Source organism: Planktothrix rubescens CCAP 1459/22 (assembly GCA_904830895.1).
GTDB classification, from domain to species: Bacteria; Cyanobacteriota; Cyanobacteriia; order Cyanobacteriales; family Microcoleaceae; genus Planktothrix; species Planktothrix agardhii.
The window spans coordinates 5,182,072-5,205,972 of the sequence record LR882958.1 but is presented as its reverse complement, the minus strand read 5'-3'; the positions used below and the strand labels follow the sequence as shown (position 1 = coordinate 5,205,972).

The window sequence follows — 23,901 nt, the reverse complement described above, 5'->3', positions numbered from 1 at the left end:
CTTTTGAAGTGTAGGCTTCCTCTAAGTATTGATGATTTTGGTACAGGTTATTCATCCCTAAGTTATTTAGGGTTATTTCTTCGCCCGTCCTTTAGATGCGGATGCGGCTCAAGCGTTATTACAAGATAACCCTCACTGGTAATTAAAATTAATAAATTTTTGATTAATTTTTGACATCTTAATGCTAGTCTGAGGGACAGGAAACTGTGTTGCTAATTCTACCTAAAAGTACCTTGACGAGCATATCTGTACCCTATTTATGGGAAAGTCAAACCGGAGGAGATTTAAGTTTAGACTCCACCCTAGAAGATTTACCCCTGTATGATTTTCAAGTAATTTTGGGTTCGAGTGTACGAACCCTTGTACAACAGTTTGAAAGACATCCCTTACTCCCCGGAGTAATTATTGTAGACCAAAAAGAAAACTCCACTTCTGAGTTTTTGGGGATGATTTCTCGACGGGATCTCCTAGAATTTTTTCTCCGTCCCCAGGGGTTAGAATTATTTTTAGATCAATCCCTAGATGTGCTTTATAGTTATGTCAGAACTCCGGTATTAGTATTACCTGCACAAACTACAATTCTAGCAGCAAATCAACAGTCATTGAAGCGAACCGCCCCTGGATATATAGATCCGATTGTGGTACAGGGAAATTGGTTATCTTCTCAGGATTATCCCTGGATGGTTTCCTATCGTCTTTTAAACAGTCATGAATTGAATCTTGCCTATTGGCAAATTCGAGGAATTGAAACTCAAGTTCGCTATGAAAGAACTCAAGTTCAACTGTTACAAAGTGAAAAAATGGCGAGTTTAGGAAGATTAGTTGATGGAGTTGCCCATGAAATTTTAGATCCGGTGGGATTTATTTGGGGAAATTTAACCTATTTAATCACCTATAGTGATGGTTTAATTGAACTTTTAGATGCCTATGAATCCCATTATGCCCAGAAATTCCCGGCCATTGAACAACTGAAAGAAGAAATAGAATTTGACTTTCTCCGCCAAGATTTTCCTCGGATTTTATCAAGTATAAAAAGTGGTACGGAACGATTAAGTAAATTAGCAACCAGTTTACAAAATTTTTGTCATATTGATGAAATTCATCCCAAACCTGCGGATTTACATAGTCATTTGGATAGTATTTTACTATTAATGAAAAGTCGAATTAACCGAGAAATTAAAGTAATTAAAAATTACGGTCGTTTACCTCCAGTAAATTGTTATGTCGGACAGTTGAGTCAAGTATTTATCAATATTTTAATTCATGGTTTTGATGCCTTGCTCAATCAATTAGTTAGAAAAGATTGGGTGGATGAATATAGTATTTCCCAAAGTTTAGAGTTAGGGAAAGCTCCACAAATTGTGATTACAACGGCGATGATCAGTTTAGACTCATCTCCAGTTGAGAACCTCGATACTCCCAAACGTTGGGTTTCAATTTCCATTGCCGATAATGGCCCTGGATTATCTCCCGAAGAACAACAAAAAATCCTAGATTCATTTTCTAATCTCAAACGGACTGAAAAAGAAACCAGTTTATCCCTGAGTTATCATATTGTCACCGCCAAACATGGCGGACAATTAAAATTGCGATCGCAGCCAGGAATGGGTACGGAATTTGAGATTTTATTACCCTTTATTTAAGCAATTGACTCAAGTTCGTGTAAGATCAATAGAACTCGCAAAATATTAAAAAATTTAGGTTAACTCTTACTGTGCGAAATCGAACCCTGATTCTGTCCGTGATTCTTACTCTCAGTTTGTGGAATGTCGCTAAATCAGCCATGGGACAAGCCCTGATTCCCTATACCCCCACCCTAGACTCAGAACAACTCCAACAAACGGGATTAGGGTTGCTCGAAGAAGCGGCTCAGTTAACGCGATTTCAACAATATCAATTAGCTTTACCCAGGGCAGAACTCGCCACTCAACTAGCTCCTGATAATTACCAAGCCTGGGCCTTGTTGGGCAGTTTATATCTACAATTAGAAGAACTCGATAAAGGGATTGAGTTTCTGCAAAAAGCTAGGAACTTAGCACCCAAAGAAGCGGGGGTGCAGTTTATTTTAGGGGAAGCCTACTTCAAAAAAGGCGACTATCAAAAATCCGTTCAATCCCTAGAAGCTGCCTTGAAACTTGACCCAAATGTTCCGGGGGCGTTATTTGATTTAGGCAATGCCTATTATAAGTTGGGGCGATTAGAGGAAGCAATTTTACAATACGAGAAAGCCTTTGCCCAAGAAAGTAGTCTTTGGCCAGCCATTAACAATGTGGGCTTAGTCAAGTATGAACAGGGAGAAATTGATATTGCCATCAGCAAATGGAGACAGGCGATTAAGGTCGATCCAAAAGCCGCTGAACCCCTATTGGCTTTAGCCGTTGCTCTGTACACTAAAGGGCAAGCCCAAGAAGCCCTATCTTTAGGAGAAACGGCTTTACGTCTGGATAGCCGTTATGCCGACTCTGATTATCTTAAAGAAAATCTTTGGGGCGATCGCTTAATCAAGGATACCCAAAAACTTCTAGCCAATCCCCAAATCCAAAAGGTGCTAGTTGAAGTTAAAGATACTCAACCAACGCCCCCTAGTCCATAATCTCAAGGATCTCGATCATCCCAAAATCTTAGGAGTACACAGCCGCAGGTATGGTTAAAAAAGGCGGCTCACTCCTCTGGAGGGATCAAGGATTTAATCTTATCCACGAACTTTTGATGATCAATCACGGGTTTAGAGATATAGTCATCGGCTCCACTTTGAGCCAGAAAATCCTCCCGATCTCCGGCCATAGCATGGGCGGTTACCAAAATAATCGGCAGTTTCGCGGTTTTGGGGTCAGCTTTGAGCAGTTGGGTAATTTTAATTCCATCAACGGCCTTTCCCTGATAGACACTGCGCGCCAGGGAAACATCCATCAAAATCAAGTCCGCCTCCCCTGTGCGAGCAATCTCCAGCACTTCTTCCACGTTTTCCGTGTGTTTAACGGCTAATCCACCCCGTTTTGTCAAGATTTTTGAAAAAACACGAGCATTAACCTGATCGTCTTCTACAATCAGAACGGTCTTCATCTGAGTCTCCCACCCGATATACTATTCAAATAGATTTACCAAATATCTCTATTTTTCACTCTCCAGTACCGAAAGGTTATCATACCACGCCCATTCAACGGGTTGACAATAATAGCCCGATAGTAAATGCCAGAAACCTTTGTCTAAGAAACGCTGCGGAAATTGATCTCCCTTTGAACTGATCGGCAAAAACATCGGCAAAAATCTGTATATGTGAAACCTGAAAGCTAGAGCTTATAATCAATACACAGGGTTTTAGAGAACGGCAAAATGTCTAGTCCCACCGAATTTAGTCAAATTGAACGCAATTGGTTATCCTCAAAAAAGTAACCAGATCCCCTGAGCTTTGTTAGATAGCCGTGATCGAAACAACCGATCACGCCATAATCTAAGATCAGAACCCTATCGCTGTAGACTCAACTAAACTCATGGCTAAACAGTTAAACCTCTTTTCTGGGCAAGTGATCACCACATCGCTTCATACCGAGATGCAACAATCGTACCTCGAATATGCCATGAGTGTGATTGTTGGCCGAGCTTTACCCGATGTTCGCGATGGGTTAAAACCCGTACATCGTCGGATTTTGTACGCGATGCACGAATTGGGGTTAACTCCCGACCGTCCCTACCGCAAATGTGCGCGGGTAGTTGGGGATGTGTTAGGGAAATATCACCCCCACGGGGATCAATCGGTTTATGATGCCTTGGTGAGACTGGTTCAGGAATTTTCTAGTCGTTACCCATTATTAGCAGGTCATGGCAACTTCGGGTCTGTGGATAATGACCCCCCAGCGGCGATGCGTTACACCGAAACCCGTTTAGCTGCGGTGGGCCATGAAGGGTTACTTTCCCAAGTCGGGGAAGCTACAGTTAATTTTATTAGTAATTTCGATAATTCTCAACAGGAACCCACGGTTTTACCCGCCCAACTGCCGTTTTTATTGTTAAATGGATCTTCGGGAATTGCTGTTGGGATGGCGACGAATATTCCCCCCCATAATTTAGGGGAAGTAGTCGATGGACTAATTGCCTTAATTGATCAACCTGAATTATCCGAACAAAAATTAATCGAATTGATTCCTGGGCCGGATTTTCCCACCGGGGGAGAAATTATTAGTACCGAAGGAATTGCTGAAGCTTATCATCACGGAAAAGGCAGTATTGTGGTGCGGGGTGTGGCAAAAATGGAAGAAGTTCCCACCGCCCAAAAACGTCGGACTAAAAATGCTATTGTGGTCACGGAATTGCCATTTCAGGTGAATAAAGCAGCTTGGATCGAAAAAATTGCCGGGTTAGTTAATGCGGGAAAATTAGAGGGAATTTCTGATATTAGGGATGAAAGTGATCGCGAAGGCATTCGAGTTGTAATTGAATTAAAACGGGAATTTTCTCCCGAAGTGGTGTTACATCATCTCTATCAGCAAACGGAATTAATGACCAAGTTTGGGGCGATTTTTTTGGCGATCGTGAATGGACAACCCCGACAATTAAGTTTAAAACAAATTCTCCAAGAATTTCTATCATTTAGGGAACAAACTTTAACCCGTCAATACCGCCATGAATTAGAAGCCGCCGAACGGCGTTGTCATTTAGTGGAAGGGTTATTACTAGCTTTAGAAAATTTAGATAGTTTGATTGAAATTCTCAGAAATGCCCCCGATGGTTCAACAGCAAAAATAACCTTAGAAAATCAATTAGGGTTTAGTGATATTCAATCCGATGCCATTTTAGCCATGCCTATGCGTCGATTAACCGGGTTAGAACGGCAAAAATTACAGGAAGAATTTACCCAATTAACTACTAATATTGAACAGTTAAGACGGTTACTAGATGAACGTCCTGAACTGTTAAAATCCTTGAAGAAAGAATTGCGATCGCTCAAACGAAAATATGGCGATGAACGACGCACTCGAATTATTTATCCCCAAGGTCAAACTACTATCACCTCTGAGGATAAAACCGCTAAAAAATCCAAAGAAAAGATATTAGAACTGACATCTCCTCCCGATGTATTACAACCCTTACCCCCGGTGGACGAAGAAACCGTAATTGAAATTACCCATCGCGGTTATATTCGGCGAGTATCTCCCAAAACCGCAGATTCCAAACGGAATCAAACTGAAAATAAGACCGCTATTAATATTGAGGAAACCGATGATTTTATCACCCAAACCCACAATACTAAAACCAGTCAAAATCTAGTCATGGTATTGAAAACTGGAAAAGCTTATCCTTTAAGTGTAGCGGATATTCCTGTGGGTAATAATCGGTCTAAGGGAAAACCAATTATTACCTTATTATCACCTTCTGCCTATAAAGATACATCAATTAATCCCCAAGACTTAATGATTGCTCAATTTCTATTATCAGCTTTTCCCGATAAAACCGATTTAATTACCCTAACTCAACAGGGGAAAATTAAACGTTTACCCCTAATAGAATTAGCGGAATTAACCAACCGAGGCAGTACCATTGTTAAACTAAAAGATGACGATGAATTATCTTTTGCTACCCTTTCTAATGCCGATGAAAAAGTAGTCTTGGCTACTTCCGGGGGGCGACTCTTACGATTTGATCTTAATGATGAACAACTACCTCCGATGGGTAAAGTTGCCCAGGGTTCCCAAGCCACTCGCTTACGACAAAAAGAACATTTAATCGGATGTGTTACCCTATCAATTAAAGGCAGTTTATTATTAGTAACAGAACAGGGTTATATTAAACGAATTGCGATGGAATTAGTGCGGGGAAGTAACCGAGGGGGGATCGGAATTTCCATGATCCAGTTTAAATCTCCTAATGATATATTAGTAGGAATTGCTCCGGCTAAACCTCGACAACAAATCCATCTGTTAACCAGTGATAATCGGATTATTCATGTTCCCACGGATCAAATTAATCTATCCACAAAAGATAGTACAGGCGATCGCATTTTCAAACTTAAACCCGATGAGAGAATTATCTCGATCAAATCCTAGGGTATTTAATTAACAGTCAAAGTCCCCCTTATTAAGGGGGATTTAGGGGGATCTAAAAAATTAGGTAAAATTAAAATGGCAGAAGTTATTTTAGATAATATTTATAAAAGTTTTCCCATTCGTCGTCAAACCGCCTCCGAGGAAACAGAATCATCGGAACTTCAAGAGTCAACCCTGACCCGTCAAGCTATTTTAAAACGGGTGCATCTGAATATATTTGATGGGGAATTCATGGTATTAGTGGGGCCGTCAGGTTGTGGAAAAAGTACCCTATTAAGGTTAATTGCAGGCTTAGAAACGATTACTGGCGGTAATATTTATATCGGGGATAAATTAGTTAATGAATTACCCCCCAAGGCGCGAGATATTGCCATGGTGTTTCAAAACTATGCTCTGTACCCTCACTTAAAAGTCTATGATAACTTAGCTTTTGGGCTGCGTCGTTCCTATCGAGAAACAGAACCTAAACAGCCTTTGATGATTCCCAGAAAAGACTCTAATTTACATTCTAATCAACAATTATCCTTGACAATTGGAGACTATCAAATCTTTGCTCCCTTATGGTTAGAAGATGCTATTGTAGGAATAACGCGATCGCTTCCTTCCCCATTTCGCTATCTTTCAGAACGAGAAAAAGCCGTAGATGAAAGAGTCTTAACCGTTGCCAAATTATTACAAATTGAATCATTATTAGATCGATATCCCAAACAACTATCAGGCGGACAAAAACAACGGGTCGCATTAGGTCGAGCCATGGCCAGAAATCCCCAGGTTTTCTTAATGGATGAACCCCTATCAAATTTAGATGCAAAATTAAGAACCGAAACCCGCGCCCAAATTGTAGAATTACAAAAAAAATTAGGCACAACCACCATTTATGTCACCCATGATCAAGTCGAAGCAATGACTATGGGTTCCCGAATTGCTGTTATGAATCAAGGACGAATTCAACAAGTTGCTCCTCCTTTAGAACTGTATAATCGTCCTAATAATCGCTTTGTAGCCGAGTTTATTGGCTCTCCTCCAATGAATTTTATCCCGGTTAAATTTATCGCCCCTTTATTAATTACCCATCCCCAATTCCGTTTAACTTTACCCGATATTTGGCAAACGGTTTTACCTCGCCAAAAGGAAGAAAAATTAATCTTAGGAATTAGACCAGAACACTTAATTGTTAGTTGTCCAGCTACTAAAAATTTACCCGTAATTGTTGATAGAATGGAAGCATTAGGACATGAAACATTATTATGGGTTCATCTATTTGGAGAAAATAATCTTCCTTTTTCCTTACAAGTCAGAATTCCCGCCGAAACCGAATTTGTACAGGGTGAAAAAATTTGGTTAGCGCTAACGCCGGAAAAAATTCATTTATTCGATCCAAAAACAGACTTAGCCATCCTCCCTTACCGTGCTTAATTTTTCTATTTTTTCCTCAAATTATTAATCAATTATGTTAAAAATTTCTAACATTTTCAGCCTTCCAGAGCATGAAATTGAAATGAGTGCAATTCGCTCTCAGGGAGCAGGTGGGCAAAATGTAAATAAGGTAGCAACAGCTATTCACCTACGTTTTGATATCTCCGCTTCTTCATTACCTGAATATTACAAACAGCGACTATTAACATTAAATGATCAACGTATTAGTAAAGAAGGGGTAATTATTATCAAAGCACAGGAATACCGTAGTCAAGAACAAAATCGGGAAGAAGCTTTACAACGACTTCAAGACTTAATTAAAAGTGCGATTTCGCTTCCTAAACCTCGTAAACCGAGTAAACCGACTCGCAGTTCTCAGAGAAGGCGTCTGGATAGCAAAACAAAGCACTCACATTTGAAGACCATGCGGGGAAAAGTCATTGATGAGTAAAAGAAGTTTATAAGGGCGGGTTCAACAATATCTTTCCTAATTAACAGCAACTCGACTGAACTCGCCCCTACTACTCTAAAAAAGTTTTTTGAAAATTTGCGTAATTTTGTTCGCAGGTTACAATAGGTCAGTAGAAGTGATCATGAGGGATTCTGACTATGGATTACGATAATTTTGGCCCAGGTGAGGACGGTTACGACAACAACGACCACGAATATGACTCCGACCGAGATGTTCAGGATAGTTACGATGATTACCGAGAACAAAACTCCTTAGATCGGGAATTAGAAAGAGATTCAGAACGGGAGATGTGGGAGGGAAACGAATCAGATTCTGACTGGTAGCACCATTATCCCTGGGTTTTAGAGATCATATTTTAGTGAAATAGCTCGACTAACGAGGGGGTAGACGGAGCCTAAACTTCAAAAAAATCTGAAACGAAAGTTCCGTAATTTCACTGATTGACAAAACAATATGTGAGGTATAAACTCCTAAGATATAACTCAAGAAATGATGGATGCGATCGCCCTAATTCATCCTAATTTTTGAGTATCTATTTCTTTGATCACACCAATTTCATCAGAGCATCGCTGATATTTGTATTATTAGTAGCTCCTTAAATTACCCAAATTAAAAGCATTGAGCGGATCAATATTTTTTTCTAATATCCCCATTCATTGCTACTCGGTAAATTCCTCTATTTTAGGGGGACTATAAACTCTAACTTGGCTCTCATGGATTCATTTGTTATCGAAACTGAAGTTGAAAGCCGTTATGATCGGCACCATTTAATTGATTGGTGGCAACAAGAACGATTAAAATCTGCAAAGGTTTTAATTGCAGGAGCAGGTGCATTAGGAAATGAAGTTCTTAAAAACCTAGCCCTTGTTGGTGTTGGTAATATAACTATCATTGACTTTGATACTGTTTCTATTACCAACCTGACCCGTTCTGTTTTATTTCGAGAGTCTGATGTTGGATTGCCAAAAGTCGAAGTTGCACGTCAACGAGCTTTAGAAATTAATCCCGAATTATCTATCCAAACGATTTACGGAGATTTGGAATTTGATCTCAGTATTGGAGATGTCCGAAAACATGACATTATTATTGGTTGTTTAGATAGTGTAAATGCACGCTGGGCCATCAACCAAATGGCTTATCGCGCTGGAATTCCTTGGATTAATGGTGGTCTTGGTGTAGGGGAAGGAGAAGTTAGTTTTTTTGACCCTAAAACCGAGGCAGCTTGCTATGAATGCAGCATTTCTAATGCAATGTGGGAACGACGCAACCAACGTTATTCTTGCCAAGGAATGAAGCGGAATATTCCAGAAACTGCCATGCCAACCACTGCCACAATTGCTTCCATTGTTGGAGCTATGCAGGTACAGCAAGCCTTACTTTATTTACATCAACAACCTGGTTTTCTCAACCCTGGAGAAAAAGTATTTTTAGGCTTAAATCCTTGGATGGTATTTAAGGTAAATATTCAACGCCAAGAAACTTGTATTGCTCATGATTTAGCTCTTGAACCTCAAGTTCAGATTGGTTATAATTCTAATCTGACTGTTCAACAAATTCTTAGGCAGATTCAAGAATCTGGATTTACAGAACTGATTCTCTCATTGCGAAAAGAAATCATTAGTACAATGCAATGCTTGAATTCAGAATGTGGTTATCAAGAGCGCGTTAATCTTCCTCTAAGTCGATATTCTGAATCTAAACTTGCTTGTCCTAAGTGTCACCAAGAAAGAAGTTTTGAAGTGATTCAGAATTTTTCACTACAGGAATGTGGAGAAAATTTAACCTTGGGAGAATTATGTCTACCAGAGAACGAGATACTACATTGCAAGACCTCGAAAGGTCAAATCGCAATTCAGTTTTGTCCAATTTAGGAGTTAGTATGTCTGATTCAATTTCTTTAGTAATTCGCTCGGCTGATCAAACTCGTAAAGCGTCTGTGACTTTACCTAAAAATCTCAGCGTTGAAGAACTGGTTCAAGCTACGCAACAACGTTGGAACCTTCCCAATAAAACCAGTTACGCTGTGCGTGTAGAAAGAACAGGCCAACAACTTGATCCAGGAACAACACTAGGAACAGTTGGGGTTATGGAAAATGATGTTCTTGAAGTTTACCCTATTTTAGAGGCAGGTTGATTATGGGAATTCGTGAAACACGCTTAGAAAATGACTTTAATGAAGTTTCACAACTGATTGCCAATTCAGGTGGAACGATTGCTTTAATTTCTAGCCAAGGTAAACCCGCCTATGAATATGTGATTGAATACCGATGCAAAGGAATTGAACGACTGCAAGGTAATGATCCAGTTTTCCGCACAAATCATCGAGTTAAAATTACTCTCAGCAATGACTATCCCAAAAATTCACCTTCTGCTGAGTTTTTAACCCCTATTTTTCACCCAAATGTTTATACAAACCAACGGGTTTGTCTGGGTTCCTATTGGACAATGGCAGAAAATCTTTCTGAATTAGTGATTCGGATTGGCAAAATTATCCAGTATTCCAAGGACGTTCTAAATTTGAATAGTCCTGCTAATGGTGATGCAAAAGACTGGGCTAATCGGAACCCTAACCGTTATCCGGTGGATAATCAAACCTTCAAAAGTGCTAAAAAGCCACAAGCTCAAATCGTTTGGAATGATCTATGAACTGGGGTACAACTTTCATTAAAAAACCAGAGAAAATATGGGGTTTTGTAAAAGCTATGATGGCAAAAAAAAATGATTCAGAAACCTTGGGTTTGCCTCAAGGACAAGATGAATCAATTCCAGAAGCGCTTGATCAGGATGAATCAAATCCAGATAAATATAGTGTAGAAAAACAGGAGGTAATTAAATCTCAATCGATGATTGAATGGGTAGAATCTGAGGATGTTTTTAAACCAACAGAAAAGCCAATTCAAGAATTTATACAAGAGCGCAATATTACTCCAGAATACCCTAAAGTTTATATCTTAGAAGATGCTCTAAAAAAGCTAAAAGAGCATTTAAAAAGTAACTTAAGGGTTGAACAGGGAGGAATTTTATTTGGTAATGCTTACACTGATCCTACGTTTGGGATTTATGTGGAAGTAACAGCCGCTGTACCTGCACCCGCAACCATTGGAACTGGAGCATCTTTAGAATTTACACCAGATTCTTGGGTCGGAATTATGAACCACGCTAAAGCAACTCATCCAGAAGCAAATATTATTGGCTGGTATCATTCTCACCCTAATATTGGTGTCTTTATGTCGGGAACAGATATGCGGACTCAACGCTCTTTTTTCCCCCATCCTTGGTGTTTATCCATTGTCTGTGATCCAGTACAAAATAAAATTGGTTACTTTTTAGGGGAAAAAGCTCAAAAAGTCGAACCTAATTTTTTTAGGACTCAAGACACGAGACAAGAAGCCCTAAAATCGGATACCAATTAATAGGAGATCACAACTTCAAAATCCCATAGATTATAGATGTATGAGTAATAGACAGAGTGATAGCTCAGGAGGATATTGTGGCTGTATAGGCTGCTCAGTTTTCTTGTGTTTATTAATTCCGCCCCTCTGGTTTATTGTTCTTCCATTGGGTTTAATCTTTTGGATTCTATCTTTTGAATAATGTGGCATCTTCTAACAATTCACGATCCTCCTCTGAGTCGTCTACTTCTCAAATGCAAAATCAACCCAATACTACAAGCTCGTCTTCTTCTACAACTGTAGATAGACATGGTATTAGTTGGATAGAAGATCCCACATCTACAACATTGTCATCATCACAGACATCAAATCCTATTGTTGATAACGATTTTTTAAGCGGAAGTCAACACTTCTTTGATATTGATGAACTGTTGAGAAACTTAATTGGACAAAAAGATTTAGTCAGTCGAGAAGAATTTAAACCTGGAGAAACAATTTATCTTTGTGTTCGCTGTCAACTTGGCTATCATGAAGACAGTTACCTATATATCAATAATAGATGTGATCAATGCCAAACAAATGATAAAATAACAGCCTATACTTTACCCCACCATCTGTCTTTCGATGACTATTATAATCAGGGTATTTTAGCCTGTAATCATGAAAACTATGAGCAAGCTATTGACAGATTTACGAGAGCATTAAGCCTTAATCCTAATCATGCTGATGCTTACGTTTGGCGAAGTTATTCTTATAACTCTCTAAAAAATTATGAGCAAGCTCTTAATGACTCTAACCAAGCAATTAGGCTGAATCCTAATCATGCTAATGCTTACGTTTTGCGAAGTAAGGTTTATTATTCTTTAAATAAGTATCAGGAAGTTATTAATGATTGCAACCAAGCCATTAGGCTGAATCCTAATCATGCTAGTGCTTATATTGGCCGAGCAAGTGCTTATAATTCTCTAAAAAATTATGAGCAAGCTCTTAATGACTCTAACCAAGCCATTAGGCTGAATCCTAATCATGCTAATGCTTATTATAACCGAGCATTGGCTCAGATGGAATTAGGAGAGTATCAACAAGCTGTTGATGACTGTAAAGAAGCGATTAGACTTAACCCTAATCATGTTAATGCTCATCAACATCTAACTAATGCTAAGAATCGTTTATTTGAGCAATATCATGTTAATGCTCATCAACATCTAACTAATTTAACTAATACTGAGAATCGTTTATATGAGCAATATTTTAATCAGGGAATTACTCTGATTAATCAAGAAAAATATCAGCAAGCTATTGAACAATTTACAAAAGCGTTAACCCTTAACCCTAATGATATTCAGGTTTACAGTTGGCGCAGAGATGCTTATATTCAATTAGGTCAATATCAGCCAGCAGTAGAAGATTGTACCCTAATTATCAGTATTGCTCCTCGTAATATTCCTGCTTATATTAAGCGATGTTTTTCTCATCTGTCATTAGGAAAATATCAACAAGCTCTTGAAGATAGTAATAAAGCTATTAGTCTTATTAGTCTTAGTTTTAAGCAGACTCATACTAATAGCTGGTTATCTCAAGCCTATGCTCAACAAGCTTATGCTTATAAAGCTTTAGGAAACAGTAATAAAGCTATTGAAAATTATCAAAAAGCTTTAGATATTGATCCTAATGATTATCTTCGAGCTAAACTAGATGCTTTACAAAATCAAATAATCTAATCAAGCGTTGATGAATCTTTAATTCCATAAAAACCAGGAGATCAACATGAAAAAATTCTACTGTATCGAACCAGATTTATGTATGAGTCAGCCCGAACTTATTATTCAAAGTTCCAAAGATATGGTTTTACCTAAATATCTTTATACACAACTGAGTTATCTCAAAAATGGTAATTTTGCAAATGCAACCACAACTGCTACTCAAATACTGGATGTTTTGGAGGCGGAAGCCCATTCTAATGATTTAATTTTTAGAAACCTTAATAATGGAATAATTTATTTCATCAATGAAAAAAATTATGGCGATCAGTTGAATATCTTAAATATACCTTTGGATAATAATAATTTATTAGATTGTTATTTGTTAAGTTCACTGCATCTTGCTGAAATCCTTGAATCTCAAATAGTATTCCTGGCTAGTAGTCGAGAACTACGGAGAAAATGCCATTCCCTCAATATTGAAATAATGGTTGTAGAGGAATTATTTGTTGGGGGTGAAACTTGGTTTAAACCTGAATTGTTTTTACCCTTACAGGAGTCAACAGTACAACAGGAAGTAACTGTACCAGAAATGACTCAACAAGAATCTAATAACCGAGAATCAACTATTAATAATATCCCTGAAATCCCATTTCTTGTAACTGAACCAGAATCTCCCCAAGATAATTCTTTACCTTCTATTGAATGGCGAGACATCCCAATGCCGCCAAAACCTAATAATATTCAGTGGATAGATGTTGTTTGAAATTCATAATCTCCAATGAATAAAAAATTTTTGAGAATTTGCGTAATTTTCTAATTTGTTCCAGGGCTTCCCCTGGTCGAGTATAGGCTAGGGCTGTCCAGTGGCTTAGTATTAGGTTAACTCAAAAACCCGATTTCTTGATAACGGTTTCTTGATTAGTTAACAGCGTATTCTGTATAGGAGCGAATTTCTGGCGGTTGAAAGGCTAAAACAATATCTTCTTTAGAGATACCAGCCTTAACTAATTCTTCAGCAATACCGTCTTCTGTTCCATCCCGTTGAATCCAAATTTTATCATCTTTTATCTCTAAATGAATTAAGCAGCCATGTACTCGTTGATCTCCTTGCCATCCTAGGGTCATTAATAAATAACTATTTTTGTCCTCACTAATAATAAACCTCCTTTCTAGCTCTCCATAGGAATAGGGAATTTTAGCATATTCGTTTAAAATTTGATAAATAATGGTTTGGTATTTTGTTAAAGTATCCATTGTATAACCTCCTGATTTTGAGGGTTAAAAACAAGTAAATGTAGTTGATTTTTTCTTAAAACTAGACTACCTAACGGTTCAATAAAAATATCTCGGAACGCCTTTTGGGAAATTGCTAAATATAAAACCCTGTCAGTTTCAATTTCTTCTAAAATATTTCGATAAACAATATACTGACCTACGGCTTTTTCTAAATCATTAACTTGGGAACTACCCACAAAACTTTTAATTTCAACAGCAATTTTTTCATGATTTTTTTGGGCTGCAAGTAATTTTTCAGCCCCTAAGTCCACAAACAAATCCTTAGCCCCCCATTGCAGGACTAGGGGATCTTTGGTAATTGTCCAGCCATCCTTTTCTAAGGCTATTTTAACAGCATCATGGTAGATATCCTTTGCAGGCATGATTTTACTCCTTCTTGCAGTGTAATTATAAACCAGATATTGTTCCCTTGTTCCCTGGTTCTACCAGGGAATGCTAACAGGAGGCTCTGCCTCCGAATCATAGCAGGCGGAGCCTGCAATTGGGCATTGCTAGGTAGAACCTAGCAACGAGAAATCACACGAACCATAGCATTGAGTCCAGAACTCTAAAAAAAATTTTTTGAAAATTTGCGTAATTTTGTTCGCAGGTTGCAATAGGTCAGTAGAAGTGATCATAAGGGATTCTGACTATGGATTACGATAATTTTGGCCCAGGTGAGGACGGTTACGACAACAACGACCACGAATATGACTCCGACCGGGATGTTCAGGATAGTTACGATGGATGATCACCGAGAACAAAACTCCTTAGATCGGGAATTAGAAAGAGATTCAGAACGGGAGATGTGGGAGGGAAACGAATCAGATTCTGACTGGTAGCACGATTATCTCTGGGTTTTAGAGATCATATTTTAGTGAAATAGCTCGACTAACGAGGGGTAGATTGAGCCTAAACTTCAAAAAAATATGAAACGAAAGTTCCGTAATTTCACTGATTGACAAAACAATATGTGAGGTATAAACTCCTAAGATATAACTCAAAAATGATGGATGCGATACTTCCCGCGCCCTTTATGCCGACTCAATGGGGTTTGATTATCGCTCCATTGCGGCGAAAGAAGTGATCTACCGTTTAGGTTTAGGAGGTTCATCTCAAAATTTATCACCCAACTTTATCCAAAAACAACAACTCGCTCGAAAACTATTGCGAAGTAATGCGTATCTAATCCAAAAAATTCCAGAGTTAAGTAGGGGGTAAAACATGAATTAAACATAACCCTAAGAAACTTGGTTTCTACACTCAAACAAATCATCAATATTAGATTAAATTAGGACAAACATCATGGGTAACATCGTTGGAATTGATCTCGGTACAACCAACTCAGTAGCAGCTTTTAAATTAGCCCATACTGATGTCGTAACGGCAGAGGATAACACCCCACCAGATCGAAAATTAACCCGTTCTGTCGTCGCCTTAGATCAAGGTAAAATTAAAGTTGGAAATAGTGCCTATAATCAATTGCAAAACGATCCCGAAAACGTGATCATTTCGATTAAACGTCTCATCGGACGAGGGTTTAATGATCCGGTTATTCAAGAACAATTATCTCGCTTTGGTTATAAAATTACTAAATCCACTCAAGGAACAGATAATAGTCTTTCCGTTTGGTTAGGGGGAAAAGAATATCAACCTGAAGATATTGCGGCAGAAATTCTCAAAAAATTAGTCCAAAATGCTCAAACTCACCAAGCTAAAACCGGACAGAAAAGTATTATTAATCAAGCCGTTGTTACTATTCCTGCCTATTTTAATGATAAACAAAGATATGCAACTCAAATCGCCTCTGGGAAAGCCGGATTAAGTTTACGAGAACTGCTTCCCGAACCCACTGCTGCTGCTATTTCCTATAGTTATAGTCCTAATTCTGATGAAGTTAAAACCCTTTTAGTTTATGACTTCGGGGGTGGAACTTTAGATTGTTCAATTGTGACGGCGGTGGGCAATCAATTTATTGAATCTGCGAAAGCCGGGGATTTATGGTTAGGAGGAGATGATTTTGATCACTCAATTATTGAATTTGTTAAGCAAGAAGTCGCCCGTCAAGAAGGTTTAAATAATCTTGATCAATTAATTGCCAAAATGCCCCATTATCAACGGGTTCGTTTATTAGGAGAACTGAAAATTGAAGCGGAAAAAGCCAAAATTCAACTCAGTAGTCAGCCTTCAGCCGAGATTATTACTTCCACACCTCTATTAGATGAATTAGGAATGGCGGTTCCCATTCAAGTTACCATTACTCGTCAAAAATTTGAGCAATTAATTACACCTTTAATTGAGCGTTCCGTTAAAATTTGCTATGATGTGATCAAATATTCTGATTATCCTTTAGATCAAATTGATGTAATTTTGTTAGTTGGAGGTTCCTCACAGGTTCCTATAGTCCAACAAAAAATTCGAGAAGCTTTCCCAATCAATCAAGTTTTAGTACATCCTAATCCCATGTATGCAGTTGCAGAAGGGGCGGCAATTGTAGCAGCCGGATTAACCGAAAAAGTCACAACAGTTTCCCGTGATTATTGTATTGAATTAGTCGATGATCCTCGATTTATAATTATTCCGCAAGGAGAGATTCTTCCGGTTAAAAAATTCCATAATTTCAAAACAGAAGCTGACGGACAACGCTTAATTCATTTTAAATTTTTTAGTCCCGATCTGGTGAGAAAAGATTTAGATAACACTGACCGAGATGAACGCATTGGCGATATGTGGTTAGCCTTAGATCAACCCTATCCACGGGGAACAGAAGTGTTAGTAACGGTCGAATTAGATGAACAAAATAACTCCTTACAAATGATGGCTGCACTCAAAAACAAACCAGAGGTTAAAGTGAGTTGTTCTTTCTCTCGCGGAGGGATAAATGAAGAAATCTCTCGACAGGTGGAACAAAGAATTAAAGAACTGAATGCGGCTGCTAATTTAACAGAAACGGGTGTGCAAAATGCCAATGAAATTGCGGGAGAGGTAATCAAGTCAGCCAATCAAATTTATCACAATGATCAGATTCAATCAGATCGCTTAGAAGCTGCTCAGAATAAACTCAAAGAATTAGAGAATTTTGCCTCGGAAGAACGAGATACTGCTCAATTCTATCAAACTATGTTTGAGTTTGTCCTAGAGGTTTGTGATTCCTTAATTCATCCCGCCCAAAAACAGCGATTACAAACCTTAGTTCAAGACTTAAATCAAGCCCTAGAACGTAATGATAAATCAGCCTTGCAAAAACTAGCAGAAGATGCAAGACGAGAGTATGAGAACCTGCCAGATCCAGTTAAGTTAATCTGTCTAACTCGTGAAGGAATTGCACAAGCTTATCGGATTAATCCTAGTCATGCTAGAGTCATGGAAGGTAAATTTTCCCAACTAATTAGTGCTTTAAAACAGGGGAATGAATATGAAATCAATCGTATTTTTGATGAACTTCGTCCTGATATTATGAAATATTTAGATCAGGATTTACCCACCGGAACTATTGCTACAGGATTAACACGCTAATGATTAAATTAACTTGTCCAGTTTGCGATCGCCCCGAAATAGAAGACAATATTTGCCCGAATTGCGAAACGGATTTATCTCTAATTCGCCAACTACAAGAACTCCCTATAGTTGACGAAAAATCAATAGTAATTCCCGCAGGAAATTCGTTAAATACTCAACCCAATATTTCGGGAAAATTGGTGATTTTAGCCATTTTAATTCTGGTTTTAGGGTTCGGTTTAGGAGCAATGGGAACCTCTCTATTTGCTACTAAACCATCTCCGCCAGTCTCAACAGCAACTACTACCACCCCTTTACCCGAATTAAAGCCTCCTACTATCAAATCTACTGCAAAATCTACTCGATCTCAATCATCCTGTGGGGGTTTTTATTACACCGTTAAACGGGGAGATTCTCTGAATAAAATTGCTGCTCAATTTTACGGTAGCAGTCAGTTATTTTCAAAAATTGTTGCAGTTAACCCAACCCTTAAAGGCAGAGAAAGCTCGATTGAGATCGGAGAAGTCTTTTTTGTTCCTAATTTAGAGGAAAATTGTCCATGAAATCAATTTCAAACTGGATTAATTATTTAAGCCTAATCATTTTTGGAGTGGGTGTTGTTGAGGTTTTTCAAAAAGCAGCCCAATCTAAAAAAGATATTCAACAAGCTAGAACATTAGCGCAACGGAAGCAACTCCTAAAAGCCGTTCAAATTGGGAAAAAAGTCATCGCTCAATGGCCATCATCGCCTACTTTTTTTGAACAAAGATTTAGATATATGGCGATGGGAGATGTACTAGAAAAATTTAAACCCCAGGTTAACAAATGGCATAGTCAAGTTAAAATGGTTCAAAAAACCTTAGCTTCTGCAAGGAAACTTGAAGCCTCTGATCAAAAGAATCCTATGGATATTACGGTCTTATCACAGGTTGTACAACTGTATCAAAAATGTACAAATCTGATTGATGATCCGAAGTTAATTCAATCCACTGAGCGTTGTCAAAAAGAAATTAAATGTCGCCATCAATTTCAAAGTTTTTTCGCCACAGGTCAAGAGCAAGCTAAACAAAAACAGTTTAAGCAAGCCTTAGCTTATTTTGCACAAGCCCAGGAATTATTTGTGACTGATGAGTTACAAACAGCAATTCAAAATAGTTCTGTTCAAGTCAAGCAAGAAGAACAATATGAAGTAACCTTAAAAAAAGTTAGATCGATGGCAAAAGCAGGTCAATTTAAGGACGCTTTGGCTGTATTAGACCCGGCTCAAGCTCAATTTAATCGTTCAGATGGACAAGAATTAGTTAGGCAATTAAGTCGGGTTATTCGGGGTAAAAAATTATTTAATCAAGGACTATTAGCTGAGAAATCGGGAGATTTTAAAAAAGCAGATACGCACTACCAAGAAGCTTTAATGTTATTACCAGAGTTAACAGAAGCTCGAATGCGGTTAAGCCTTTTATCATTCAAAACAGAAAACTGGAATCAGGTGATTCATTATTCAGAAAAAGTCCCTGGACAACAGGCGAATTACTTGCGAGGTTTTGCCTATTTTAAGCAGAATAATTTGCAACAAGCGGATCGAGAATGGCAATCTTTAGCTGATCCTCAAGTTAAAGAGCAACGTCTAATTCTCCAAAATATTACTCAACGTCAGCGTTTGTTAGAAATTAGAGAAATTGAGGAATATGTTAATAATAATAAACTGAAATTAGCTCTGTCTAGTAGCAGTAATTTCATCAAAAAACATGGTGTTGATCCTATTGTAAAATCCAACTTAGAAGACCATATTCAGCCTCGTTTAGAGTCTGAAATTTGGCAAGAAAAAGATTGGTTAAAAATTGCTGAAAATACAGAAAGTCAATGGATTCAAAATTGTGATATTAAATCCTTGCATAATTGGGTTATTGCTTGTTACTATCAAGCTCAAATCTATCCTAATAAACGCGGAGATTGGTTAATAGCAGGTACAACAGCTTTAGCAAACTTTAATCTTGACCCATCCCTAAACCTAAAAAATCTTTCTTGGTTACAAGGTAAATCCGTCAATTATTCAGAGGTTTCTACCCGTTTACAGTCTTTGCTATCAACTTCTATTGATACCCTTAAAGATGATCATCCTCAAGAGTATTTACAGTGGCGCGATCGCTTCCGTCGAGATACCCTGGCTTTACAATTAATTAAAAAGTTTCCTAACTTTAGCGCTAACATTGATGTTCTTTTTATCTTACCAGAATGTTATGAACGTCATCAACGTTCTTTAAAAACATTGCAACTTCCAACCGTTACAAATTCATCGGTTTTAGAAGTTAAAATTTTGGTAGCTCTTTATAGTTCTTTTGGCATAGCGGTGGCTGCGGCTTTTGAAGGAGATTTAGAACGAGCTATCAAAATTAAACCCTCTGGGATATCTCCTAAAACAGAAGCAGAACGTTTTGCTCAGGGGTTTTTATCCTATTCAGAAGGCTATTATTATCTCCAACAAAACCGTTGGAAACAAGCTGTTTCTGTGTTGAAATTAGTTAAACATGAATTTCCAACTAATTCTGAATGGTTTAATCAAATTGACAGATTATGTAAAAACCAAAGGAACGTTATATCAAATATAGATGAACAGTTTAGTTTTGCTGAATTTTGGTATGAACTTTTAAACAGTCAAGAATCTCGGAGTTATTTAATTGAACATAAAACGGAAAAAATTCGTCAAAACTTAGTCAATAAAACCATTAATTCTACTCAGGCATTACAACAACTCAAAGAACTCCAAAAAATTGATGCTTATCATCCCATTATTATTGATTTAATCAATAGAATAGAATATACAACAGTAGCAGAAGAAATCGATCAACTTTGGAAAAATGGTAAATTTGAGCAGGCTGTTAGTCGGGCTAAAAACTCCAACAATAACGAGCTTAAATTCCAAATTGGTAAAATCTGCTTAGAAGTTTTTGCTGAGGGATTTAATCAACATAATTTAAGTTTTGAAGATTTATATAATTTTAGTCGATGGGCTTATGAACTACTTCCCCAAGAATCAGAGATTAAAGAAATTTATCAGATCGGTCAAGAATTCAATGAAATTCATAAGTTGATGAAACAAAATCGATATGAAGATGCTGTTAGACGAGCAAAATCTTGTCAATATGACCCCGTTCGTCGCTACCTGGCTGAACAGTTCATTATCGCTTTAATGAAGGGTGCAGAAAGTCGCCAATTACCCCACGAGCTAATTATGCAACTGGCACGATTTGCTTATCAACTTTGTCCCAATGAACCTGCATTTCAACCGATTTTCTCTCAGTTAGGAATCTATTATTAGGAAGATTTAATCATGGATCATCAATTATCTAATCCAAATCCTTATGATGTATTAGAAGTATCTCCGGGTGCTTCCAATGCTGAAATAACCAAAGCGTTTACTCTAGCCATGAAAAAACGCAGCTATTCTCCTGATATTATTGCTAAGGCTAGAAAAACTTTAATGAATCAGGAAGAACGAATTTTAGCCGATTATCTTCGCCCGATTTTACCCCCGATTCAACGATTTAAACGCACTGACTTTTCTGAGTTAGAAACTCCAGAAACTCAAGTCAAGTTTATATCAGAATTTGATAATTTAGACACAATGATTCAGCAAATTAATCAAATTTCAGAAGTCGATCAAAAGCTAGGAGCGACGTTATTTTAATAGAAACCGGATTTCTTGAAGAAATCCGGTTTCTGGAAGACTAAAAATTTTTCAATGAATAATTAGGATAGAATAACTATGAATCACCCAACCGAGAATCATCTAATAAGTAGTGAAATCCTCGATCGCATCCTTAATAAAATCGGGACTCTCCTCAGACAAGAAGTTTCACTAAAACAAACTTTACGCGAACAAGACTCTGAGAATCAAGCTGCTAATGAAGAATTATTTTTAGAATTATTAGAAGTAGTCGATGCTTTAGACTTTTTAATGGAATATATGGCTAATAATCCCGATCCTAGTCCCCAGTTTATTCAACGTTTACCGAAATCGGTAGGAAATGTTCAGAAAAAATTATTAAATATTCTCGGAAAACGACAAGTAACACCGATTGAATTAGAGGGAAATCAGCCCGATTTTGAAGTTTGTAAAGTTGTTGATCGAGAAATTAAACCGGATCTTTCACCTCAAACCATTACAAAAGTTGTGCGTCAAGGATTTCGAGTCAATGATAAAGTATTGCGTCCGATTGAGGTGATTACCTCTAAATTAGAATGAATAAAAAAAATTTTGAGAATTTGCGTAATTTTGTTATCAGGTAGCAATAGATGATTAAAGCTAAATTCAAAACATTGATATTGAAGGGAAGGGTAATCATGCAATATCAATTACCCAAAAAAAGTAATTGAATAAAAAAATTGACCAAAAAATCTATCTAAGAATCACAGAGAGATTCATGACTAAAAAAGTAATAGTAATTGCCGTTTCGGAAGTATGAGCTAGTTTATTCATAATGCGATTGAGGCTAAATCTTCTTTTTCCTTGACCAAATTTACCCTCAATAGCATTCCTAATTTTTTCATCTTCTAATACTTATTTCTTAGTGGCTTTACTACTAATTCCTGGTGGTCTACCTAACGGGGGCCACTCATTCTAATTCCTTTTTCTTTACACCAAGCTCGGTTTTCTCTGGTTCGGTAAATTTTGTCTACATGAATTGTGGGGTTCGGGGTTTAAAGAAAACAGGGCTAAAAGTCCTGCACGCCAACCTACGACGCACAGGACTCTTTGATTGTATTTTCTGATAACTGCTAGAGACGTGCTATAGACGCGCCATGGCACCTCTCTACAGTGATGACTGATTTCACGCAATACTACCTCTTTTTCTTGCTTCCTTATAAGAAATTCCCACATTTCTTAATCCCGCTTTAATCATTTCTTGCTCTAACATGGTAAAAAATCGAGTGCGATCGCCCCCTTTTACCACTGCTTGATTATGGGCTTCTGCTAACACTACTGGATAACCATATCCCTTTTGAACTTGCGCCATCACCATTCCTAATGCTAACTCTAATTGGTCAGAATTTTCTACCACCCAAGCCGGAACTTCTAAACGGGCGATTTCACTACCCATATTCACATAACAAAAATAGATTTGATGATGTTCATATAAATCTAAAATTGATGAATTAGAACGCCAAAAAGGACTCCGTTGACCGGGTTTTAATTGGGATTCCCATAATACCGTATCCCGCAGGGGTTCAAACACTTGACAAGGGGCTTTTTTCTCGCTTCCGGTTGAAATTATACCTCCTATCCCCGGACAATGTTGTAAACAATTGGGTTGATCAAAGGGACAGGATTGTAACCGTAAAAAAGATAAACTTTCACTACTACGAGAAGCACTGACATATCCAAATAAAGGAATACCCGCTAACCGTAACTGTTCCCAAGATTCTAAAATTGGTAATAAAATTAAATCTCTGGCTTCTGAGGGTAATTGTTCTAAAAACCAATAGATTAACGAGCCATCAACTAAGGCTAAAGTGGGAACAGTTAACTGTTGATTTGGTGAAATTTCTAATAATTGATTCCCCGATTCTGCTAAAATAATCGCTTCCGATACGGCCCGACGATATCCCATCCATTCTTCGGTTTTAATTCCCCATTGGCGGGATAAATATAAGTCTTCCGGGCGATAATAAATTTCAGGAATACTATCTAAAATCGGATGACGACTTTGACCATAATGTAAAATTACTCGCCCGATATTAATTAAATAACAATAGGCAATTTCATGGGCACTGGGCGCAATTTGGGAACCATCCGTGGCAAAAACGGTATGGGCTAAAGGAGGTGCATTAATATCAGGACAATAACTTAAAGGTTCTAAGGGAGTAGCGGGTTTAAAGATCATTTTCGCCTGAAAGTCTTCATAGTTCCGCATTAACTGATCATCATTTAATTTCGCTTGTTCAATTAAATTTAAAGCGATTTCAATGCGTTTACGGGATGCTTCTGCTTCTCGATTAATATGTTGACTCATGCCTTGCATTTGTTGAGCCAATTTTGTTAGATCTAACATAAGTTATTTTGGGGGAAACAAGAAAATGTAGGGGCAGGTTCCGTAATAATATTT

General features: G+C 37.7%; 21 protein-coding genes and 1 pseudogene. 17 read left to right on the top strand and 5 right to left on the bottom strand.

What is annotated here, in order from left to right:
• Window positions 1-206 precede the first annotated feature (206 nt).
• A complete protein-coding gene (locus NMG86_RS23610; protein ID WP_373282675.1) occupies window positions 207-1,643 on the top strand; it encodes an ATP-binding protein in 1,437 nt (478 codons plus the stop codon).
• Window positions 1,644-1,714: 71 nt separating this feature from the next.
• Window positions 1,715-2,593 (top strand): tetratricopeptide repeat protein, encoded by an 879-nt coding sequence (locus tag NMG86_RS23605; protein ID WP_233423091.1) that lies wholly within the window; start codon window positions 1,715-1,717, stop codon window positions 2,591-2,593.
• Between the two features lie 68 nt (window positions 2,594-2,661).
• Here the strand turns inward: NMG86_RS23605 and NMG86_RS23600 are convergent, their stop codons facing one another.
• Window positions 2,662-3,063, bottom strand: coding sequence for a response regulator (locus tag NMG86_RS23600; protein WP_026787953.1), 402 nt, complete (start codon window positions 3,061-3,063; stop codon window positions 2,662-2,664).
• 428 nt (window positions 3,064-3,491) lie between these two features.
• Here NMG86_RS23600 and gyrA point away from each other — a divergent pair, with 428 nt between their 5' ends.
• The 10 genes from gyrA (at window position 3,492) to NMG86_RS23550 (ending at window position 13,787) form a co-directional block, all read left to right on the top strand.
• On the top strand, window positions 3,492-6,041 hold the full coding sequence (gene gyrA, locus NMG86_RS23595) for a DNA topoisomerase (ATP-hydrolyzing) subunit A (RefSeq protein ID WP_026796630.1): 2,550 nt from the start codon (window positions 3,492-3,494) through the stop codon (window positions 6,039-6,041).
• A gap of 75 nt (window positions 6,042-6,116) precedes the next feature.
• Window positions 6,117-7,457, top strand: coding sequence for an ABC transporter ATP-binding protein (locus tag NMG86_RS23590; RefSeq protein WP_026787951.1), 1,341 nt, complete (start codon window positions 6,117-6,119; stop codon window positions 7,455-7,457).
• A gap of 34 nt (window positions 7,458-7,491) precedes the next feature.
• On the top strand, window positions 7,492-7,908 hold the full coding sequence (gene arfB, locus NMG86_RS23585; protein WP_026787950.1) for an alternative ribosome rescue aminoacyl-tRNA hydrolase ArfB: 417 nt from the start codon (window positions 7,492-7,494) through the stop codon (window positions 7,906-7,908).
• 158 nt (window positions 7,909-8,066) lie between these two features.
• Window positions 8,067-8,252 carry a hypothetical protein gene (locus NMG86_RS23580; protein WP_026787949.1) on the top strand — a complete coding sequence of 62 codons (186 nt, stop codon included), beginning with the start codon at window positions 8,067-8,069 and terminating at the stop codon, window positions 8,250-8,252.
• Between the two features lie 390 nt (window positions 8,253-8,642).
• Window positions 8,643-9,800, top strand: coding sequence for a HesA/MoeB/ThiF family protein (locus NMG86_RS23575; RefSeq protein WP_026796629.1), 1,158 nt, complete (start codon window positions 8,643-8,645; stop codon window positions 9,798-9,800).
• Between the two features lie 8 nt (window positions 9,801-9,808).
• Window positions 9,809-10,063, top strand: a complete 255-nt coding sequence (locus NMG86_RS23570; protein WP_026787947.1) for a ubiquitin family protein — start codon at window positions 9,809-9,811, stop codon at window positions 10,061-10,063.
• 2 nt (window positions 10,064-10,065) lie between these two features.
• Window positions 10,066-10,575 (top strand): ubiquitin-conjugating enzyme E2, encoded by a 510-nt coding sequence (locus NMG86_RS23565; protein WP_043939644.1) that lies wholly within the window; start codon window positions 10,066-10,068, stop codon window positions 10,573-10,575.
• A gap of 56 nt (window positions 10,576-10,631) precedes the next feature.
• Window positions 10,632-11,342 carry a Mov34/MPN/PAD-1 family protein gene (locus NMG86_RS23560; RefSeq protein ID WP_202806749.1) on the top strand — a complete coding sequence of 237 codons (711 nt, stop codon included), beginning with the start codon at window positions 10,632-10,634 and terminating at the stop codon, window positions 11,340-11,342.
• Window positions 11,343-11,524: 182 nt separating this feature from the next.
• On the top strand, window positions 11,525-13,042 hold the full coding sequence (locus tag NMG86_RS23555; protein ID WP_148291985.1) for a tetratricopeptide repeat protein: 1,518 nt from the start codon (window positions 11,525-11,527) through the stop codon (window positions 13,040-13,042).
• A 46-nt stretch (window positions 13,043-13,088) separates the two neighbouring features.
• Window positions 13,089-13,787, top strand: coding sequence for a hypothetical protein (locus NMG86_RS23550; RefSeq protein WP_026796627.1), 699 nt, complete (start codon window positions 13,089-13,091; stop codon window positions 13,785-13,787).
• 155 nt (window positions 13,788-13,942) lie between these two features.
• Here NMG86_RS23550 and NMG86_RS23545 read toward each other — a convergent pair whose 3' ends face one another.
• Complete coding sequence (locus NMG86_RS23545; protein ID WP_026787944.1) at window positions 13,943-14,278, bottom strand: XisI protein; 336 nt, start codon at window positions 14,276-14,278, stop codon at window positions 13,943-13,945.
• Window positions 14,266-14,682, bottom strand: coding sequence for an element excision factor XisH family protein (locus NMG86_RS23540; RefSeq protein WP_026787943.1), 417 nt, complete (start codon window positions 14,680-14,682; stop codon window positions 14,266-14,268). The genes NMG86_RS23545 and NMG86_RS23540 overlap by 13 nt, the downstream gene beginning before the upstream one ends.
• Window positions 14,683-15,604: 922 nt before the next feature.
• On the opposite strand from NMG86_RS23540, the gene NMG86_RS23535 reads away from it, so the two are divergent.
• The 5 genes from NMG86_RS23535 (at window position 15,605) to NMG86_RS23515 (ending at window position 22,040) form a co-directional block, all read left to right on the top strand.
• On the top strand, window positions 15,605-17,815 hold the full coding sequence (locus NMG86_RS23535; RefSeq protein ID WP_026796626.1) for an Hsp70 family protein: 2,211 nt from the start codon (window positions 15,605-15,607) through the stop codon (window positions 17,813-17,815).
• Entirely contained in the window at window positions 17,815-18,360 is a 546-nt protein-coding gene (locus NMG86_RS23530) for a LysM peptidoglycan-binding domain-containing protein (RefSeq protein ID WP_043937809.1), read from the top strand. The genes NMG86_RS23535 and NMG86_RS23530 overlap by 1 nt, the downstream gene beginning before the upstream one ends.
• Window positions 18,357-21,113, top strand: coding sequence for a tetratricopeptide repeat protein (locus NMG86_RS23525; RefSeq protein ID WP_052338576.1), 2,757 nt, complete (start codon window positions 18,357-18,359; stop codon window positions 21,111-21,113). The genes NMG86_RS23530 and NMG86_RS23525 overlap by 4 nt, the downstream gene beginning before the upstream one ends.
• 12 nt (window positions 21,114-21,125) lie before the next feature.
• Complete coding sequence (locus tag NMG86_RS23520) at window positions 21,126-21,482, top strand: J domain-containing protein (protein ID WP_026787939.1); 357 nt, start codon at window positions 21,126-21,128, stop codon at window positions 21,480-21,482.
• A 78-nt stretch (window positions 21,483-21,560) separates the two neighbouring features.
• A complete protein-coding gene (locus NMG86_RS23515) occupies window positions 21,561-22,040 on the top strand; it encodes a nucleotide exchange factor GrpE (protein WP_026787938.1) in 480 nt (159 codons plus the stop codon).
• Window positions 22,041-22,196: 156 nt separating this feature from the next.
• Here the strand turns inward: NMG86_RS23515 and NMG86_RS23510 are convergent.
• Together NMG86_RS23510 and NMG86_RS23505 are read right to left on the bottom strand one after the other, a co-directional pair.
• Window positions 22,197-22,483: pseudogene (locus tag NMG86_RS23510) on the bottom strand (transposase); the annotation flags it as partial.
• 143 nt (window positions 22,484-22,626) lie between these two features.
• Complete coding sequence (locus NMG86_RS23505) at window positions 22,627-23,847, bottom strand: DNA double-strand break repair nuclease NurA (protein WP_026796625.1); 1,221 nt, start codon at window positions 23,845-23,847, stop codon at window positions 22,627-22,629.
• Window positions 23,848-23,901: the final 54 nt, after the last annotated feature.